17 protein-coding genes are annotated in these 18,145 nt (G+C 69.9%); 8 read left to right on the top strand and 9 right to left on the bottom strand.

The features are described 5' to 3' along the window. Window positions 1–3: 3 nt before the first annotated feature. On the top strand, window positions 4–1,809 hold the full coding sequence (locus ACYVO6_RS02605) for a GMC family oxidoreductase N-terminal domain-containing protein (protein ID WP_461056769.1): 1,806 nt from the start codon (window positions 4–6) through the stop codon (window positions 1,807–1,809). Window positions 1,810–1,938: 129 nt separating this feature from the next. Here ACYVO6_RS02605 and ACYVO6_RS02600 read toward each other — a convergent pair whose 3' ends face one another. Beyond that, window positions 1,939–2,997 carry an LAETG motif-containing sortase-dependent surface protein gene (locus ACYVO6_RS02600; protein ID WP_461056767.1) on the bottom strand — a complete coding sequence of 353 codons (1,059 nt, stop codon included), beginning with the start codon at window positions 2,995–2,997 and terminating at the stop codon, window positions 1,939–1,941. A 274-nt stretch (window positions 2,998–3,271) separates the two neighbouring features. Between ACYVO6_RS02600 and ACYVO6_RS02595 the strand changes: the two genes are divergently transcribed. Further along, window positions 3,272–4,420, top strand: a complete 1,149-nt coding sequence (locus tag ACYVO6_RS02595; protein WP_461056765.1) for a hypothetical protein — start codon at window positions 3,272–3,274, stop codon at window positions 4,418–4,420. A 634-nt stretch (window positions 4,421–5,054) separates the two neighbouring features. Here the strand turns inward: ACYVO6_RS02595 and ACYVO6_RS02590 are convergent. After that, window positions 5,055–5,339 (bottom strand): chorismate mutase, encoded by a 285-nt coding sequence (locus ACYVO6_RS02590; RefSeq protein ID WP_461056763.1) that lies wholly within the window; start codon window positions 5,337–5,339, stop codon window positions 5,055–5,057. A 424-nt stretch (window positions 5,340–5,763) separates the two neighbouring features. On the opposite strand from ACYVO6_RS02590, the gene guaA reads away from it, so the two are divergent. Beyond that, window positions 5,764–7,338, top strand: coding sequence for a glutamine-hydrolyzing GMP synthase (gene guaA, locus ACYVO6_RS02585; protein WP_461056761.1), 1,575 nt, complete (start codon window positions 5,764–5,766; stop codon window positions 7,336–7,338). Between the two features lie 18 nt (window positions 7,339–7,356). Here guaA and ACYVO6_RS02580 read toward each other — a convergent pair whose 3' ends face one another. Together ACYVO6_RS02580 and ACYVO6_RS02575 are read right to left on the bottom strand one after the other, a co-directional pair. Further along, a complete protein-coding gene (locus tag ACYVO6_RS02580; protein ID WP_461056759.1) occupies window positions 7,357–7,839 on the bottom strand; it encodes a pyridoxamine 5'-phosphate oxidase family protein in 483 nt (160 codons plus the stop codon). A 76-nt stretch (window positions 7,840–7,915) separates the two neighbouring features. Continuing rightward, window positions 7,916–8,482, bottom strand: coding sequence for a hypothetical protein (locus ACYVO6_RS02575; protein ID WP_461056757.1), 567 nt, complete (start codon window positions 8,480–8,482; stop codon window positions 7,916–7,918). Window positions 8,483–8,671: 189 nt separating this feature from the next. Here ACYVO6_RS02575 and ACYVO6_RS02570 point away from each other — a divergent pair, with 189 nt between their 5' ends. Further along, the gene (locus tag ACYVO6_RS02570) at window positions 8,672–9,466 is read left to right on the top strand and encodes a class II aldolase/adducin family protein (protein WP_461056755.1); all 795 of its coding nucleotides are present in this window, start codon (window positions 8,672–8,674) and stop codon (window positions 9,464–9,466) included. A 52-nt stretch (window positions 9,467–9,518) separates the two neighbouring features. Here the strand turns inward: ACYVO6_RS02570 and ACYVO6_RS02565 are convergent, their stop codons facing one another. Beyond that, the gene (locus ACYVO6_RS02565) at window positions 9,519–10,424 is read right to left on the bottom strand and encodes a DUF4429 domain-containing protein (protein WP_461056753.1); all 906 of its coding nucleotides are present in this window, start codon (window positions 10,422–10,424) and stop codon (window positions 9,519–9,521) included. Between the two features lie 216 nt (window positions 10,425–10,640). Between ACYVO6_RS02565 and ACYVO6_RS02560 the strand changes: the two genes are divergently transcribed. After that, window positions 10,641–11,906: a hypothetical protein gene (locus tag ACYVO6_RS02560; protein ID WP_461056751.1), complete on the top strand. Its 1,266-nt coding sequence runs from the start codon at window positions 10,641–10,643 to the stop codon at window positions 11,904–11,906. Window positions 11,907–12,453: 547 nt separating this feature from the next. Then, the gene (locus tag ACYVO6_RS02555) at window positions 12,454–12,984 is read left to right on the top strand and encodes a DoxX family protein (RefSeq protein WP_033329205.1); all 531 of its coding nucleotides are present in this window, start codon (window positions 12,454–12,456) and stop codon (window positions 12,982–12,984) included. A gap of 258 nt (window positions 12,985–13,242) precedes the next feature. On the opposite strand, the gene ACYVO6_RS02550 is transcribed toward ACYVO6_RS02555, so the two are convergent. After that, on the bottom strand, window positions 13,243–13,482 hold the full coding sequence (locus ACYVO6_RS02550; protein ID WP_461056749.1) for a hypothetical protein: 240 nt from the start codon (window positions 13,480–13,482) through the stop codon (window positions 13,243–13,245). Further along, the gene (locus ACYVO6_RS02545) at window positions 13,469–14,902 is read right to left on the bottom strand and encodes a PspC domain-containing protein (RefSeq protein ID WP_461056747.1); all 1,434 of its coding nucleotides are present in this window, start codon (window positions 14,900–14,902) and stop codon (window positions 13,469–13,471) included. Before ACYVO6_RS02545 ends, ACYVO6_RS02550 begins: the two co-directional genes overlap by 14 nt. Window positions 14,903–15,081: 179 nt before the next feature. Here ACYVO6_RS02545 and ACYVO6_RS02540 point away from each other — a divergent pair, with 179 nt between their 5' ends. Continuing rightward, on the top strand, window positions 15,082–16,365 hold the full coding sequence (locus ACYVO6_RS02540; protein ID WP_461056745.1) for an ATP-binding protein: 1,284 nt from the start codon (window positions 15,082–15,084) through the stop codon (window positions 16,363–16,365). Further along, entirely contained in the window at window positions 16,362–17,204 is an 843-nt protein-coding gene (locus ACYVO6_RS02535) for a LuxR C-terminal-related transcriptional regulator (RefSeq protein ID WP_461056744.1), read from the top strand. The genes ACYVO6_RS02540 and ACYVO6_RS02535 overlap by 4 nt, the downstream gene beginning before the upstream one ends. 10 nt (window positions 17,205–17,214) lie before the next feature. On the opposite strand, the gene ACYVO6_RS02530 is transcribed toward ACYVO6_RS02535, so the two are convergent. Together ACYVO6_RS02530 and ACYVO6_RS02525 are read right to left on the bottom strand one after the other, a co-directional pair. Further along, window positions 17,215–17,616 carry a DUF1304 domain-containing protein gene (locus ACYVO6_RS02530; protein ID WP_461056743.1) on the bottom strand — a complete coding sequence of 134 codons (402 nt, stop codon included), beginning with the start codon at window positions 17,614–17,616 and terminating at the stop codon, window positions 17,215–17,217. Further along, window positions 17,613–18,077, bottom strand: coding sequence for a cupin domain-containing protein (locus ACYVO6_RS02525; protein WP_461056742.1), 465 nt, complete (start codon window positions 18,075–18,077; stop codon window positions 17,613–17,615). The genes ACYVO6_RS02530 and ACYVO6_RS02525 overlap by 4 nt, the downstream gene beginning before the upstream one ends. Between the last annotated feature and the right edge of the window lie 68 nt (window positions 18,078–18,145).

The raw sequence follows: 18,145 nt of genomic DNA, 5'->3' as shown, positions 1-18,145 counted from the left end.
CACGTGTCGCAGGAGAACTCTGTCCAAGAGCGGGACGACGAGGCGTACGACTATGACGTCATCGTCGTCGGTTCCGGCTTCGGGGGCTCGGTCACAGCCCTGCGCCTGACCGAAAAGGGCTACCGCGTCGGCGTGTTGGAGGCGGGCCGCCGCTTCACGCCCGGCACGCTGCCCAAGAACTCCTGGGACCTCAGGAACTACCTCTGGGCGCCGAAACTCGGCATGTACGGCATCCAGCGCATCCATCTCCTGGGCAATGTCATGGTGCTGGCGGGCGCGGGCGTCGGCGGCGGTTCGCTGAACTACGCCAACACCCTCTACGTACCGCCGAAGCCCTTCTTCGAGGACCCACAGTGGAAGGACATCACCAACTGGCAGGAGGAGCTGAAGCCGTACTACGACCAGGCGCGGCGGATGCTCGGCGTACGGCTCAACCCGACGATGACGCCGTCCGACGTCCACCTCAAGGCGGCGGCCGAGCGGATGGGCGTGGGCGACACCTTCCATCTGGCGCCGGTCGGCGTCTTCTTCGGTGACGGCGAGGACGCCGACGGGAGGGCGAAGGCCGGGCCCGGACAGCAGGTCGACGACCCGTACTTCGGCGGCGTGGGCCCCGCCCGCAAGGCCTGCACCGAGTGCGGGGAGTGCATGACCGGCTGCCGGCACGGCGCGAAGAACTCCCTTGTCGAGAACTACCTGTACCTCGCCGAGAAGGCGGGCGCGGTCGTCCACCCGATGACGACGGTCGTCTCGCTCACGGACGACTCGCGGGGCGGCTACGCCGTCGCCACCCTCCCGACCGACCAGAAGCGCAAGGGTGAGGGGCGGGTCTTCAGGGCCCGCCGGGTCGTCCTCGCGGCCGGTACGTACGGCACGCAGACCCTGCTGCACCGGATGAAGGCGGGCGGCCAACTCCCGTACCTCTCCGGCAGGCTGGGCGATCTGACCCGTACCAACTCCGAGGCCCTGGTCGGCGCGCAGACCGACAACCGGCGCTATCGCAAGGTCACCGGCGAGGCGAAGGCCGACTTCACCCGCGGGGTCGCGATCACCTCCTCGATCCACCCCGACCCGAACACTCACATCGAGCCGGTCCGTTACGGCAAGGGCTCGAACTCGATGGGCGGCTTGTCCATCGTCCAAGTCCCGTACGCGGAACGGTCGTCGAGGGTCCTCGGCTTTCTGTCCCACGCGGCCCGGCATCCGCTGCTCGTGCTCCGCTCGCTGTCCTACCGCCGCTGGTCGGAGCGGACGATCATCGGTCTCGTCATGCAGTCCCTCGACAACTCCCTGACGACCTACCTGAAACCGAAGGGCGCGGGGAAAGGCCTGTTGACGGCTCGTCAGGGGCACGGGGCCCCCAACCCTAAGCAGATCAGGGCGGCTTCGGAGGCGGCCTCGGCGATCGCCGAGGAGATCAACGGCTTCGCGGGCAGCAATGTGGGCGAGCTGATCGGTACGCCGCTGACGGCTCACTTCCTCGGCGGCTGCCCGATCGGCGCCTCACCCGACGAGGGCGTCATCGACCCGTACCACCGGCTGTACGGGCATCCGGGCATCTCGGTCGTCGACGGCGCCGCGGTCTCCGCGAACCTCGGCGTCAATCCATCCCTGACCATCACGGCCCAGGCCGAGCGAGCGATGTCGTACTGGCCCAACAAGGGCGAGGCGGACCCGCGTCCGGCGCCGGGAGCCGCGTACGAACGACTGAAGCCGGTCGAACCCCGCTCGCCCGTCGTCCCGGCGGACGCCTTCGGCGCGCTGAGGCTGCCGTTCGTGGGGATGCCGGCGGTACCGCCGAAGAAGTAACCCCCCAGCGACACGACGAAGGACCTGCACCCCCCTCCGAGCGCAGGTCCTTCGTCTCTTGCGTGAAGCGTCGACCGCGTGAAGCGTCGACCGCGTGAAGCGTTACGCCTTACGCGTCAGCGCCGAGCGTTACGCGTCGGCACCGGTCTTGCGGCGGCGCACGATGTACACCGCGCCCGCACCGGCGACGAGGGCGGCACCGCCGGCGAGGCCGATCATCGGCAGGGCGGAGCTGGAACCGGTCTCGGCGAGCGAGCCGGAGACGTCCACCGCCTTGGCCTGGGTGATTTCCTTCTTGCCGCCAGTCTGCGGCTTGGGCTCGGGCTTGGCCTCGGACGGCTTGCCCGGGTCGGAGCCGGCGGCGAGGATGTCGAAGAAGTAGACCCAGCCGTTCGGGTCGTCGGCGATCCAGCAGCCTTCGTCGTCCGAGTACTGGGCGAAGCCGCCGGTCACGCCGATGGAGTCCGGCACCTTACCGCTGACGCTCAGCCGCAGCTGGTACGAGGTCGACTTGCCGGCGCCGAGCGAGAACGGCGTGAACGTGCCACCCTCGCCCGCGGCGCCCGCGACCTCCTGCCACGTTCCGGTGGCCTTGTCGAGGACCTGCACGCTGATCTCGCCGGAGTAGTCCTCCTCGTCGTCCCAGCCGAAAGCCGCGACACCGATCAGCGGTGCGATGTCCTTGATCTCGTCGTCACCGTTGTTGGAGACGTTGAACGAGAACTTGGTCCAGCCGCTGCCCGCGACAATCGTGTCGGGCAGGCCCGACAGGCCGCTCTTCAGGTCGGCGCTGAGCTCGGTGAGGTCGTTGCCGTCCTCGTCGACGCAGAGCTCGGCCTCGTCACCGTCCTCCGGCGCACTCTCGCTGGGGCTCGGAGAGGTCGTCGGGTCGGTGGTCGGGGCCGTGGGGTCGGTGGTCGGCGCCGTCGGGTCGGTCGTCGGGGCCGTGGGGTCGGTGGTCGGCGCCGTCGGGTCGGTGGTCGGGGCCGTGGGGTCGGTGGTCGGCGCCGTCGGGTCCGTGGTCGGATCCGTAGTCGGAGCCGTCGGGTCGGTCGTCGGCGCAGCGGGTTCCGTGGTGGTCGTCGTGCTCGGACCGTCTGTAGCGAACGCGGCGGGCGCGGACAGCAGCGCGAGCGGGGCTATGACGGCCGTAGCGGCCGCAGCGGCCAGGGCACGGCGAAGCTTCATCAAGACCTCGGTGAGTCCAGGCGTACCGCAGCTTCGCGGTACGAGATGTGGGTGGACGCCTCACGCGTACGGGACGCGGTGGGGCTGTTGGTTCCGCAAGTGAGACACGGGAACCCTGTGAATGGTTGTCCTCAATTTCACAGGATTCTTATGTGGGCTGAGTCACACACGTGAACTCCGTGCTCGACTTGTGAACTCCCTTGGCCACGGCTTAGAACGGATCCTCGTCTGCCCATCGTGGGTGGGCAGTTGACAGGGGAGAGGCGCGAGCGCCGTGGCCGAGAAGCCGTCCGAGGGACCCAGGGGCTCCGAGGGCCCCAAGGACTCCGCAGGCGACATGTGGGAGAAGTTCGTACGGGACAGCGAGCTGGGTATCGGCATCTCCGACGCACCCAAGGAGCCCTCCGCGCGAGCCCGCATGGTGACGGAGCGGCTGCGTCAGCAGGACGCGCGGGGCGAGGTGCCGCCGGGGTGGCGCACCGGTCCCGACCTGCAGGGGATGGGCGGGCGGCCCGCCCGCCGCCGCAAGCTCTGGGCGATCATCGGCGTACCGCTGGTGCTCGCCGTCGCCCTGGTCGCCATGAAGCCGTCCCTGCTGCCCGGCGACCCGTTCGGCACGGGCGGTACGGGCACGGAATCCGCGGCCCCGCTGCCCGAGGAGACCGCGCCCCCGTCCACCGCCCCCTCGGCCGCACCCGGAACGCCCACACTGGACCAGCCGTTCGCCGGATCTCCGGCCGCCCGGTACGCCGACGGGGCCGCCGGAATCGTGCTGCCGGAGGCGAAGGCGGTTGGCTCGTTCAGCAAGGACGAGGTGGACCAGGCCCTGAAGCAGACCAAGGCCCTGCTCGTCGACGCGAACCTCGACCGGAAGACCCTGCTCGGCGGCACGCCGGAGACCGTGCTCGACATCCTCGACCCCAAGCAGCCCCGGATGCTCTCCGACGTGCGGTCCTGGCTGCGCAAGCCGGACAAGGAGAACGATCCGCTGCTGCTGTTCAGCCGGTTCGACAAGGACGAGGTGCGGCTCGTCGGCGATGTGGTCAAGACCCGTGGGCGCCTGACCTTCGAACCGGGCGAGAACGGGTCCGTCGTCGTCCACGCCGACTACACCTTCGTCTACGCGGTGGCCCCCGCCGACCCGGACTCCACGGAGGTGGACCGCGTCATCGTGCGCCGCATCCTCGAGACGGAGCTCGCCGACCCGGCGCGAGTCCAGGTCACCCCGGGCAAGCTGCTGGTGGTCCGCTCCGAGCAGGATCTCGCCAACTCCGCCTGCGGTGTCTACGACGGCTACATTCACCCGCAGTTCGACTCGGGCCTCACCCAGGGGCCGGCGCCGACAGGGCCCACGGTCGACCCGTACGACCGCAGCCGCGACATCCGGAACTCCGACACGTGCGGCACGGTCTCGCGGACCTGAGGGGACCTGGGGAGCCTGACGGGAAGCACAGGCAGTCCGGGCAGGCGAAGGGCCCCGCGGCGGGGGGATCCGCGGGGCCCTTCCCGGTCAGCACCGACGTCAGGGCAGCGCCGGTGCCTGCGGAGCGGCGCCGGGGGAAGCGCCGCTGGTTCAGTGGTGGTTCTGGTGTCCGCCGGTCTGCGCCCCGGAGCACTTGGGGAGCGTCAGTGGTGTAGACCTTTGGCAGTCAGTGGAGGCATTGCGGTTGTCTGCGCTGGGACTCGGGTGGGCTGTTCGATTTGGGACTGCTCTACGCATCGTGCTCGATGTGCGGAGGCCTTCGCAACCGTTTCGACCGCCCTCACACAGATTCGGCGGGTCGGCTCCGGGCGTCCCCGGAGCCGGCCTTCTCTTGCTGCGACCGGCCTGCTGTCCCCTGCCGTCCGGTCACGTCTACTGGAGCGAGGTCACGACGCACGTCCGTACGCCTCATCGCTCCAGCGGAGCCCACGCGTGGTTTCTTCGGGCCCGCCCCTGGCTGGCACGGACACCGACACCAACGAAGCGCGTCGCGGCGCGGTCACGCGTCTTGCGGGAACGGGCCATGGGTACGTGCGTACGCGGAACTCAGATGCGGGGACTCGGATACAGGCACTCAGATGCGGCCCCGGCACAGCTCCAGCAACGTCATCGCCAGCGACGTACCGGGCTTGCCCAGCGCCTCCCTGTAATGGCCGAGGATCTCCATCTCCCGCGACAGGTTCACCCGCCGGCCGCCGGACGCGATCCGCTCCTCCTGGATCACGGCGGACACGGCCATGCGTTCCTGCACGAGACCGATGATCCGGTCGTCGAGCGCGTCGATGCGCTCGCGGGCGCCGGTGATCACGCCGGCGGCCTCGTCGGTACGGGCGCCGGTCTTGTCGAGTACGTCAGCCATGTCGGGCTCCTCTGCTTCGAGTCTTCGAGTTTTAGAGGGAGGCCCTGGAGCGGCAAGGTCCGGAAACGTCAGGCGCCCCGGACCTTGTCGGCCCGGGGCGCCTGGTAAGTCGCTTGTCACTAGCTCAAGCAGCACGACCATGGCAGCCGGTGGGCCGGATGCCATAGGTAAAGACGAAGGTCTTGTGCGTGAGCATGGGGCCAGTATGCATGCGCGAGGGTGGACGTTCCAAGCTGGGTCAGCATCAAGCCCGTCGTGGGGGTCCCCCCGCTCGAGCGAAGCCGAGAGTGGGGGAGTTTGAGGACGAGGCCGTTCAGGCCGATACGGGGGCCTGGGGGCGGAGCCCCCAGTGACGGCGCCACCACCACCGGGCTCCCAGCTAAACTCGGGCACACAGCCCTGCTCAACCGCCGGAAGGCAACCCGTGCCAGAAGCGAACCCCACCGCCCCCGACACCGTCCTGGTCGTCGACTTCGGTGCGCAGTACGCCCAGCTCATCGCCCGACGGGTCCGCGAGGCCCGGGTCTACAGCGAGATCGTGCCGAGCACCATGCCGGTCCAGGACATGCTCGCCAAGAACCCGGCGGCGATCATCCTCTCCGGCGGCCCCTCGTCGGTGTACGCGGAGGGCGCCCCCCGCCTGGACCGCGAGATCTTCGAAGCCGGCGTCCCCGTCTTCGGCATGTGCTACGGCTTCCAGCTGATGGCGACGACCCTCGGCGGCACGGTGGACAACACGGGCGCCCGCGAGTACGGCCGTACGCCCCTGCACGTCTCCAAGTCGGGCTCCACCCTCTTCGAGGGCACCCCCGACGAGCAGTCGGTGTGGATGTCCCACGGCGACGCGTGCAGCGCGGCCCCGGAGGGCTTCGCCGTCACCGCCTCCACGGACGTCGTCCCGGTCGCCGCGTTCGAGAACGACGAGAAGAAGCTGTACGGCGTCCAGTACCACCCGGAGGTCATGCACACCACACACGGCCAGCAGGTGCTCGAGCACTTCCTGTACCGGGGCGCGGGGCTGAGCCCGAACTGGACCACCGGGAACGTCATCGACGAACAGGTCGCCGCCATTCGCGAGCAGGTCGGCGACAAGCGCGCCATCTGCGGGCTCTCCGGTGGCGTGGACTCCGCGGTCGCCGCCGCCCTCGTGCAGAAGGCCATCGGCTCGCAGCTGACCTGCGTGTACGTCGACCACGGTCTGATGCGCAAGGGCGAGACCGAGCAGGTCGAGAAGGACTTCGTCGCGGCCACCGGTGTGCAGCTGAAGGTCGTCGACGCCGAGGAGCGCTTCCTCAAGGCGCTCGCCGGGGTCAGCGACCCCGAGGAGAAGCGGAAGATCATCGGGCGCGAGTTCATCCGGGTCTTCGAGCAGGCGCAGGCCGAGATCATCGCGGACGCGGGCCCCGAGGTCGCCTTCCTCGTGCAGGGCACCCTCTACCCGGACGTGGTCGAGTCCGGCGGCGGCACCGGCACCGCCAACATCAAGTCCCACCACAACGTGGGCGGGCTCCCGGAAGACCTCGAGTTCCAGCTGATCGAGCCGCTGCGCAAGCTCTTCAAGGACGAGGTCCGGATGGTCGGCCAGGAGCTGGGCCTGCCGGACGAGATCGTCCAGCGCCAGCCGTTCCCGGGCCCGGGCCTCGGCATCCGTATCGTCGGCGAGGTGACGAAGGAGCGTCTGGACCTCCTGCGCGAGGCCGACGCCATCGCCCGCGAGGAGCTGACCGCGGCCGGCCTCGACCGCGACATCTGGCAGTGCCCGGTCGTGCTGCTCGCGGACGTGCGCAGCGTCGGCGTCCAGGGTGACGGCCGGACGTACGGCCACCCGATCGTGCTCCGCCCGGTGTCGAGCGAGGACGCCATGACCGCCGACTGGTCGCGACTGCCGTACGACGTCCTCGCGAAGATCTCGACCCGGATCACGAACGAGGTCGCGGACGTCAACCGCGTCGTCCTCGACGTGACGAGCAAGCCGCCGGGCACGATCGAGTGGGAGTGACGTCCTGAAGGCTCCGGCTCACTTGCGCTTGACGATGCGCAGCGGTTCGCCGGGCTTCCAGATCTGCACGACCAGGTACGCGTTGTTCTCGACGTAGGTGCGTACGACCTCCGTCAGCTCGGTGCGGAAGAGGTGGAACGGCTCCGGCGGTTCCACCTCTTCCGCTTCTTCCGTATACAGCGCCACCGTCTCGGGATCGGTGACCTCGACGGCCCGTCCCGAGATCCGTATGTCGCCGCCCGCCATCTCCGTCCCGGCCCCCGGGTTCGCCTGGAGCGCGAAGCGCGGATCGCGGCGCAGGTCCAGCGCCTTCAGCGAGTTCGGCATCATGCCGAGCCACAACTCGCCGTTCCGGAAACGGACTTCGAGCCCGGAGGTACGGGGCGACCCGTCCTTGCGGAGGGTCGCGAGGATGTGGTGCGTGAAGGCGCCGAAGCGTTCCTCGGCCGTCTTGGCGAGGTCGGGTTCGGCGGCGGTGAAGGCTGCCCAGTTCGACGTCATACGACAAGTCTCGCGCCGATACCCGACATCTTCTGTCGTCTTTGAAGAGCGGTTGAGGCGATGCGCCTCAGAGGGCTCAGAGCAGCCCGTGTGCCCGCAGCCGCCGTGCCAGCCGGTCCTTGCGTACGTCCTCCCTGAGCAGGAGGACCGCGAACACCATGCCCATCGCGGCACTCGCGCAGAGCGACGCCCTCCATCCCACGGGGATCAGCAGCAGTGCCATCAGTAACGCGCTGGCGCTCATGAAGACGGCCTTGCGGCGCCAGTCCGGGTCGTCGTCCAGGGAGTCGTACTCGATCCGGGCCTTGAGCAGCCCGACCGCGGGCGCCGCGTCCGGCAGGGGCTTGAGGGTGCCGGGGCGCATGCCCGGCGTGCGGCCGGCCGCCAGGCGGCTGAGTGTCGCCGTGCTCCGCCGGCGCGCCTCGGGGCGGGTGTCGCGGATCAGGCGGACCTGGAGCGTCTGGCCGTTCCTGCTCGTCTCCCCGTACCGGAATCCGTACTGGACGGCGATATAGGTGAGCGCGGCGAGTCTGCCCGGTGAGCCGGTGGTGTCGTTCAGCACGACGACGTCACGGGTCGCGATCTGGTGGAGCATCTCGGCGACCCGGTACTCGGTTCTGTTCATGCCCTCGGTTCTGTTCATGCCTCCCCTCATCCCTCCGCCCTTTCTTTATGATTCAACTGACGAGTCAGTCTTATTCTCCCAGACACGCAGACAAACGACCCCGCACAACGGTTGTGCACTCTCTTCACGAACATCTCTGTTCTCCTGCGCTGACCGACGGTAACTTCCGGGCTGCAAACAAGTCCGTACCTCTGGGCTGGAGGACATATGCACGGGCCCACACCGCCCCTGCCCCGACCCACCGAGCAACTGCGCTTCGCCATGCCGCCGATGCACGAGTCGCTCGACGACGAGCGGCGCCATCGCAAGGAGCGGCTCGCGGGGGCGTTGCGGATCTTCGGGCGGCTCGGTTTCGAGGACGGGGTCTCCGGCCATATCACCACGCGCGACCCGGAGTTCAGCGACTGCTTCTGGGTCAACCCGTTCGGCATGCCCTTCAAACATGTCACCGTCGGCGATCTTGTCATGGCCAACGGAGAGGGGCAGGTGATCGAGGGGCGCTATCACGTGAACCAGGCGGCCTTCACCGTGCACGCCCAGGTGCATGCCGCCCGCCCGGACGTCGTCGCGGTCGCCCACTGCCACTCGGTGCACGGGCGCACCCTGGCCGCGCTCGGCGAACTGCTCGACCCGATCACCCAGGAGAGCTGCGCCTTCTACGAAGATCACGCACTGTACGACGCATATACCGGCGTCGCCGTGGATGCCGAGGAGGGGCGGCGGATCGCCGCCGCGCTCGGCTCCCGCAAGGCGCTGGTGCTGCGCAACCACGGACTGCTGACCGTCGGCGACTCGGTCGACGCGGCGGCCTGGTGGTTCGTGTCCATGGAACGCTCTAGCCAGGTCCAGCTCACCGCCCGCGCGGCAGGCCGGCCCGTGCTCATCGACCACCGGCAGGCGGTGGCGACGCGGGAGCAGCTCGGCGGGGATCTGGTGGCGTGGATCAACTATCAGCCGCTGTGGCAGGACATCAGCCGGAGTGAGCCGGATCTGTTGTCGTGACGGTTCGGGTGCCGGGGCCGTTCTGGGGAGCCTTTCCCGGAGCTCCTGGTGCTCAGAATCTGCGGAGTACGGCGGCCTTCGTCGCCGCGAACTCCTCGTCCGTCAGCACGCCTTCGCGGTGCAGCTCGCCCAACTCCCGTAGTCGGCGCAGGAGTACGTCGTGATTCTCGGGCTCGGGCTCGGGCGGTACGGCATCCCGGGGCGTCAGCGGGAGGCGGGGCGCGTCGGCGGGAAGGTATTCGCCGGTGCGGGTGGACGGGTGGGGAAGACGAGCCGTGACCGCGGTGGCGACCAGCGCCGTGAGCAGGTCGCGGCGGGCGCTGCCCCACAGGTCGAGGGCGAACGGGTCCTTCTCGGGCGGGAGTTTGGAGAACGCCGTCTCGCGGGTCACAAAGCGCAGAAAGCCGTCCTCGTAACCGGAGTTGGGCAGCCACTCCACCTGGACGAGATCCGGTACGTCGATGATGCGCGGGCCCGTCGCGCGCTTCACCCGGTCCGAGGTGTCGCTCCAGTCGATCCTGACCTGGTTCCCGTCGAACGACACCGTGCCGTCGCTGGAGCGGACGAACACCGGCACGGGCGGGCCCGGCAGGAGGTACTCCTTCGCGGGTTCCTTGGGGATCTGCTCGAGGAGCAGCGCACGGCGTATCTCCTCGGCGACGTACTCGGCGATGCCCGATCGGTCGAGGTCCACCGTCAGCCGGTACGGGTCCGCCGCGTCGGGAAGGCGGCCACCGGTCGCCTGGAGCAGCGGGTCGGCGCCCTCGCGGAGTCTCAGGCGCAGCCGGCCGCGCTTGCGTTCGGGCTCGTAGACGACGCTGGCGACCGCTTCGAGCGGCACGGCGATCTCTCCGTACGTCTGCCGGAACAGCGGTACGGAGCGGTGGAGTCCCGGCGTGATCCGGACCGTGTTGCCGTCGAAGGCCCAGGTCCCGTCGCGCTGGATGATCTCGGCCATACGGAAATTCTCGCAGCCGGGTCAACATGGGGTGGGGGGTTGGGGCGCGGGGCTCCCCAGTGCGGTGGGAGTGATTCGTCGGCGCTGACCGGATACCGGACCTGCCGGGTGGGGGCGGAGTGGCGTACGGCACAATCCCGGTGCCTGGTACTTGGGGCTATGAGTCGGCTCTACGAGTTGGTTCTACGGAGCGGTGCGGGAAGGCGGCAACGGGCGGTGGCGGTGCAGGAGGCTGGACAGGGCGCGCACGAAGGGGGCTGCACCTGCGGGGACTGTCCGCAGGGGGCGCGCGAAGGGCATAGACGAGCCGTTGCCGCATTCCTTTCCAAGCGGGACGAGTTGGCCTCCGGCCGGGGGCTGCCCGCCGCTGTCGCGCACTCGGCGGGGGCCTCGCGGCAGTGGGTGTCGGACGAGCTGACCCAGTCCGCGGACCTCGTCGCCGAGCGGGGCCGGGCCGAGGCTGCGGCATGGCTGGGGTTGCTGTGGCGGCGTACGGCCTTCGCGGTGGCGGGAGTCGTCGGCGGCCTGCTTCTGGTGCAGGCGCTCACCGCGATCGGGGCGGGCTGGACTGCCGCGCGGACCGCCGGCTTCCTCGCCGCGGTCGTCGTGGGCGGGCTGCTGGTCGGAGCGTCGTGGTTCCACCGGGCGCGTGGGGGTGCGCTGGCGCCGGTCATCGGTGAGGACAACCGGCTGTCCACTTCCCGTGCGGTGGCGGCGAGTTGGGTGCTGTTCGTCGTCTACGCCGTGCTGGTACTGGCGGGCCGGCTCGCGGGCGCCTCCTCGCCGGGCGAGCGTGACGCGCTGGTCTCCGGGCTCGAACTCGCCCGGGGTGCCGGGCTCGTCACCGTTCTCGCCGTGGCGTGCGGAATCGCTGTGCTGGTGCGGCGGGTGGTGGGCCTGCGGGTGCTCGGCCAGCGCCTGCAGAAGATACGTGCCGACCGGCCGCGGGCCGCTGACCTGCTGACCGATGACTCGGGGCGGGGCAGCTTCGCGGACACGCAGTACGTGGTGATCACCGGTGCCGCGCTGGCCTTCGCCGCGGTACGGCTCGCTCGGCGGCCCGAGCAGTTGCCGGATCTGCCGTGGGGACTGGCGTTGGTGGTGCTGGTGTCGGCCACGACATACGTTGCCGCCAAGTACGCCGAGGGCGGGCGACCGGTGATTCTCTCGGTCGTCCGCTCCCGCGAGGCCGGGGACCTGGACGCGCCCATCCGTACGGGAGACGACATCGAGATCCGCGGGGCCGGGTTTGTGCCTCCGGGCGCGCACACGGCTGAACGTCTGTCGCGGATGGTGGTCCGGATCGGCCCCGTCCATGTGCATGTGCCGCTCGTGCCCGTGGCCGGGGGCTTCAGCAACCCGTCCGACGCGGTTCTCACTGTGCCGGTGCCTGCGGATGTGGAGCCTGGGCGGGTGGAGGTGCAGGTGGTTACCGCGGCGGGGGTGGAGACGAATCGCTACGGGATTGATGTGACGGATTGACTCCGTCGGTTGGGTTCGCTGCTGGCTGCGGGTGCGTTGTGGCTGGTCGCGCCGTTCCCCGCGGGGTGCCTCCGGCGGTGGGGCGGCTGCGGGTTGTGGGTGGCTGGTCGCGCCGTTCCCCGCGTCCCTTGGGGTCCGGTGGGTGGGTCGGGGCCGTGGGCCGGTGCGTCAGCCCGTCGCAGGCGGGGCGTACGGCCCTTTGCTGGTACAGGGTGCGGGTGGCCTGAGACAGAACCTAAGCGACGGGCATACGACGCACCGGCCCACGGCCCCTCCCGCCGGTGGGCAAGTGCGGGTCGGTTGTGGCTGGCGGCTCCGGGAGCGCCCCTTTTGGGGGCGCGGGGAACTGCGCGACCAGCCACGACGGACCCGCAGTCGCCAACGAAACCGAACCCACCGCCCCCGTAGGCCCCCGCCCAACCGCCGGAGGCACGAGGCACAACTTTTGAGGCAAAAAGTGCCGTCCGGGGTTGAGCCGCCGGACTCTGGCGTACGTATGGTCTGTTGAGGGGCGAACTGTCGGTTCGGTGAGAGGTGGCGGAGTGCGATGGCTCACGGTATGCGGATGGATACGCACTCCGGTTACCTCGACGGTGGAGGCAGGGACTGGCGGGACGCCGCCACCCGGTACGCCCTGCTGCCGCTGCGCGTCTTCCTCGGCGTCACCTTCATCTACGCGGGGATCGACAAGCTCACCGACAGTGCGTTCATGTCGGAGGCCGGTTCCGGTTCGATCGGCGACATGATGCGCACGGTGCGCGACTCCTCGGCCATCCCGGAACTCGTCGACCTGTCCCTCAAAAACCCGGTCGGCTTCGCCTATGCCATCGCCTTCGGCGAGCTCGCCGTCGGCATCGGCACCCTGATCGGCCTGTTCGCCCGGCTCGCCGCGTTCGGCGGTGCCATGATCTCCCTCAGCCTCTGGCTCACCGTGAGCTGGCCCTCGGACCCGTACTACTACGGCAACGACCTCCCCTACCTGATGGCCTGGCTCCCCCTCGTACTCGCCGGCGCGTCGGTGTTCTCCATCGACTCGATGCTGCGATCACGACGCAGGCAGCGAGCCGGGGCGTACTAGGGCTACGCCCTCTGGAGCTCAGGCCCTAAGCGGTCTCGGGGAGGTGGGGTGCGTTCCCGCGTCGTCCGGTGCTGGGGGCACCTCTGGGGGCACCCCCAGCGGTAGCTGGGGGAGCATCGGCGTGCTGCCGCATCGCCCTCGTACTGGACGTACTTGGGTGATGCGGCAGTGCGGCGAGGTGCCGTGCCTGGGGGTACCTCCCACGCCTTTAAGGCAGTGGGGGAGGCGTGGGGGCGTGCCTCACTTCCCCGAGACCGCTTAGCTCTGCGTGGGCGTCTCCCGCGGCTCCCGGGAAGCAAGGCTCTTGCGGCGGTGGCGTATCGCGTACGTCACCGTGCCCGCTGCTGCTGCCAGGCACAGGCCGCCGGTGACGAGCGGGATCACCGCGAACCAAGGGGTCTCCCAGAGGCCGCCCGCGTCGCCGGCGTAGACGATGCCGGTGAGCGTGAGAAAGAAGCCCGCTATCAGTCGGCCGGGCTGGAAGTCATGACGTAGCACGGGACACCTCCGCCTGTCCGACGCCGACTTCGAGGGTGAGGTCGAGCGTGCCGCCATTCTTGGTGTTGCCCGTGGGCTTGAGGGTCTTTTGCTCGTACTTGCCTGGGGCCACGTCCACGTCCTGCTTTCCGTCGCCGGGGAACTGGATGTCACCGACGCCCACGTCGACTACCAGCTTCACGGTCGCGTCGTCGGGCACGACGACCTTGAGCTGGCCCACGCCCACCTCGACGCTCGTCGTCAGGATCTGGCCCTTGGCGAGGTCTATCCGGGTCAGATCCAACGTGCCGACTCCGGTGCCGAGTTCGTACGTCGGCCGTACGTCCGCCGCTGCGGCGGGCGTCCAGTTCGTGCGCACCCAGTTCGTGCTGATGTCCTTCGGGAGCGCCGCCGAGCAGGCCAGCAGCGCCGCGGTGATGATCGCGAGGAAGATCGACCCCGCCCCCGTACGTCCCAGGAACGCGCTGACCGCTATGCCTGTGCCGAACACGATCAGCGCGCAGGCGAGGCCCGTCTGGAGACTGGTGCCCAGCGCGTGTTCCTCCCAGGTCGCACCGGTGCCGAGCGTGCCCGCCAGCAGGGCGAGCAGGAACACCCAGCCGCCGATCCAGCGGGGGCCGCGCGGCTTCGGCTCGCGTGTCCGTATGTCCGGGCGGTAATTGCCCTGCGCGATATTGACCGCCGCCGCGATGTCCCGGTCCCGGGTGTCGCCCGGGCCCCACAGATAACCCGTGCCTCCCACATGTGTGCCGTCCTTGATGATGGGGTCGCGCCACCAGGAGGAGAAGGAGTCGGGGACGGGCGGTGCCTGCGCCTCCGGTGGTGCGTCTGCCGCCGCCTGCGCGGCGAGCGGGTCGGGGCCGGGGGCGCCGCGCTGCCGTGACCAGTAACCGGCGCCCGCGAGGACCAGCGCGAGCGTGGTGGCGAAGGTGAGCACCCCTCCGTTGCCCAGCATGGACAGAAACACCCCGCAGCCGACCAGCGCGAAGAGCACGGCCGTCAGCGCCTGGCCGTCCACGCGGCCGGTGAGCAGCTTGCGCAGCTCGTTCTCGTCCTCGTCGTCGTAGGCCACGAACAGCCAGGCGAAGCCGTAGAAGATGAGGCCGATGCCGCCGCTCGCCGAGAGCACCGCGAGCCCGATGCGGAAGATCACCGGGTCCATGTCGCACTGCCGCCCGAGCCCCGCGCACACGCCGCCCAGCATCTTGTGCCGCCGGTCGCGCCGGAACTTCTGCGGGACCTCGGGCACGACTGGATCCCCGGGCGCGGGCGGGTCCCCGTGCGCGCGCGGTTCCTCACCCGCGGTGGCCGGGGCGCCGGCGGCGGGCACCGTGTCCCGCGGCCCGGTGGGCGAAGCCTCGCCGGGGCCCGGGCCGGAGCCGGGTACTGGACCCGTCGCGGCGTGCGTGTGATCTGTCATGTGTCCATGGTGACGGCCGCGGCGGCCCGGCGGCAGTCGGGACGACCCTGGCCGAACCCTGAAATCGTCCCCGAGGCATCGGGCCTTGATCCCCGAGGCGCCCGGTGCTTCGAAGATCAGGGGAGTCTCGGGGGTCGACCCTGATGTCCCGGCCCGCCTCGCGTGTGAATATCGATGGCATGCCGGAAGTCGCAGCTGTGCCCGTCGAGGACCCGCGGCCGCCGCGCAAGCTCTACCGCAGCAGCGACGGACGCTGGCTCGGTGGCGTGGCGCGGGGGCTCGCCGGGCATCTCGGGCTGCCTGTGGTCTGGGTGCGGCTGGTCTTCGTCGGACTGTTCATGGCCGAGGGCCTCGGGGCCTTGCTGTATGCCGCGTTCTGGTTCTTCGTGCCGCTCGGCGTCGGAGGCGTGGACACCGGACGACCTCCGGCCATCGCCACCGAAACCTCCACCGACGGGCGCCGCAGACTCGTCGCCCGCAAGCCCGACAAGGGCCAGATCGTCGCGCTGCTCGCGATGGTCGTGATCGCCCTGATCTTCGTCGGCAATGTGGACCTGAGCGGCGGGACCAAGGCGTATCTCTGGCCCGTCGTCCTCGTCGGCGCGGGCGTGGCCCTGGTCTGGCGCCAGGCGGACAACGCGCGGCGGGCCCGCTGGATGGAGGTCGGCCGCCACCGGCGCACGCTTACGCTGGCCCGCTCGGCGGCCGGAGTCCTGCTGGTCACCGTGGGCGTCTCCGGGATATTCGTCCTCCAGGGCTCCGCCGCCCACCTCGGCTCGGTGTTGCAGGCGGCGCTCGCGGTCCTCGTCGGCATAGCGCTGCTCGCCGGCCCCTATCTCGTGCGCATGACCCAGGACCTCTCCGAGGAGCGGCTGATGCGTATCCGTGCCCAGGAGCGGGCGGAGGTGGCCGCCCATGTCCACGACTCGGTACTGCACACCCTGACGCTGATACAGCGGAACGCGGAGAACGCGGGCGAGGTCCGCCGCCTGGCCCGCGCCCAGGAGCGCGACCTGCGCAACTGGCTCTACAAACCGGAGGGCACCGGCAAGGACGAGGCCGACGAGCCGGACACGCTCGCCGAGGCGGTCCGGCGCAGCGCGGCGGAAGTGGAGGACAAGCACGGCGTCCCCATAGAAGTGGTGGTGGTCGGCGACTGCCCGCTCGACGAAAGAATAGGAGCCCAGATGCAGGCCGCGAGGGAAGCGATGGTGAACGCGGCCAAGTACGGTGGCGAGGGCGGCGCGGTGCAGGTCTACGCCGAGGTCGAGGGCAGGACGGTCTTCGTGTCCGTCAGGGACCGCGGCCCCGGCTTCGACCTGGACGCGATACCCGCCGACCGCATGGGCGTCAGAGAATCGATCATCGGCCGCATGGAGCGCAACGGCGGCACGGCCCGGCTGCGCGCCGTGCCGGACGGCGGCACGGAGGTCGAGCTGGAGATGGAGAGGGCGGAGACATGAGCGAGGCGAACGAGCCGGCCGGGACGGTCGAGCCGGGCGGTGGCGGGGCCACCGCGGGCGCGACCGGCGCGGGCCCTGCCGAGCAGACCGGCTCGGCCGCAGCCGACGCGCCGCCGCAGAGCGCCGCCGAGTCCGACGACCCGGCGGGCACGTCCGATGCGGCGGACGCCGGGCCCGGTCGGCGGGTCCGGGTGGTCCTCGTCGACGATCACCGCATGTTCCGTACGGGGGTCCAGGCGGAGATCGGGCAGACCGAGCGGACGGGTGTCGAGGTGGTCGGGGAGGCCGCCGACGTCGACCAGGCCGTCTCGGTCATCACGGCGACACGGCCCGAGGTCGTCCTCCTCGATGTGCACCTTCCGGGCGGCGGTGGTGTCGAAGTCCTGCGTCGCTGCGCCGCGTTGATGGCGGATGCCGAGCAGCCCGTACGGTTCCTGGCGCTGTCCGTCTCCGACGCCGCCGAGGACGTCATCGGTGTCATCCGGGGCGGCGCGCGGGGCTATGTGACGAAGACCATCACCGGCACGGACCTCGTCGACTCCGTCTTCCGCGTCCAAGACGGCGACGCGGTCTTCTCCCCGCGCCTGGCCGGCTTCGTCCTCGACGCCTTCGCCTCCACCGACGCCCCACCCATCGACGAGGACCTCGACCGCCTCACCCAGCGCGAGCGCGAGGTCCTCCGCCTCATCGCCCGCGGCTACGCCTACAAGGAGATCGCCAAGCAGCTGTTCATCTCGGTGAAGACTGTGGAGTCCCACGTCTCGGCGGTCCTCAGAAAACTCCAGCTGTCGAACCGCCACGAGCTGACCCGATGGGCAACGGCACGACGGCTGGTGTGACCGTGAGTCGTCACAGCACCGCGGCGACGAGCGCGGTGAGCGATGGCAGGCTCTGGGCAAGCGCCCCGCTCAGCCCCGTTCCCCGCTCCCGCCCCATCGCCAACCGGTCGGCGATGAAGAGCACGATGCCGGAGAGGAACATGAACAGGCACGTGTAGATGACGAGCGCTTGGCCGACCGCCTCGTAACCAGTACTCCACGCGATGACTCCTGCGACAGTGCCGCAGGCGAGGAACAGGTTGTAGAACCCGACGCCGAATGCCCACAGCCGGACGGCCGCGACGTCCGCGTTCGGGATGGAGAAAACGCCCTGATGCACGCCGGGGCGTTGAAACAGCAGGGCCTCCCAGACGAAGACAACGATGTGCAGCATCGCTGCCAGCAGTGCGAAGGTCCACACGACCGCGGTCATCGGGCGGCCTCCAGGCCGGCCACGGTCACGTCGTGGCGAGCCAGGACCTGCTGGATCTCCTGTGCGGCTTCCTCGATCGGACGGCCGTGGGGCACCGTGGCGTCGAGGTCGGCGTGGAAGGTGCCCATGGCGCCAGTCAGGCTCATCACCAGGAACTTCGTCGTTGGGCTGAGCACGGTGAAGGTGTGGAGGGCTCCTGGCGGGATGGTGATCGACGACCCTGGTCCGAGGTCGAAGCCCTCGGCCTCGATCTGGACGATCACGCGGCCGTGGAGTACGTAGTAGGCCTTGCTCCAGCCGGTCCGGTGCGGCGGTGTTGTCGGCCCACGCGGCGCGTCGACCTCGAAGAGCTCGTAGTGACCGTCGGTGTGTCCCGCGTCGATCTTCACGGTGAGGACGGCGTCCGGGGCGGTGAGTTCGGCGCCTTCGCCGGCGGCGGTGTGCTGAATCAGGTGCGTCATACCTTCGACGCTAGGCAGCCCGCCTGGCGGGATCGATCCCAGAATTCTGGGATTACGTATCGGACCTG

The organism is Streptomyces pseudoechinosporeus (genome assembly GCF_054783935.1).
This window is presented reverse-complemented; position numbering and strand designations above follow the sequence as displayed.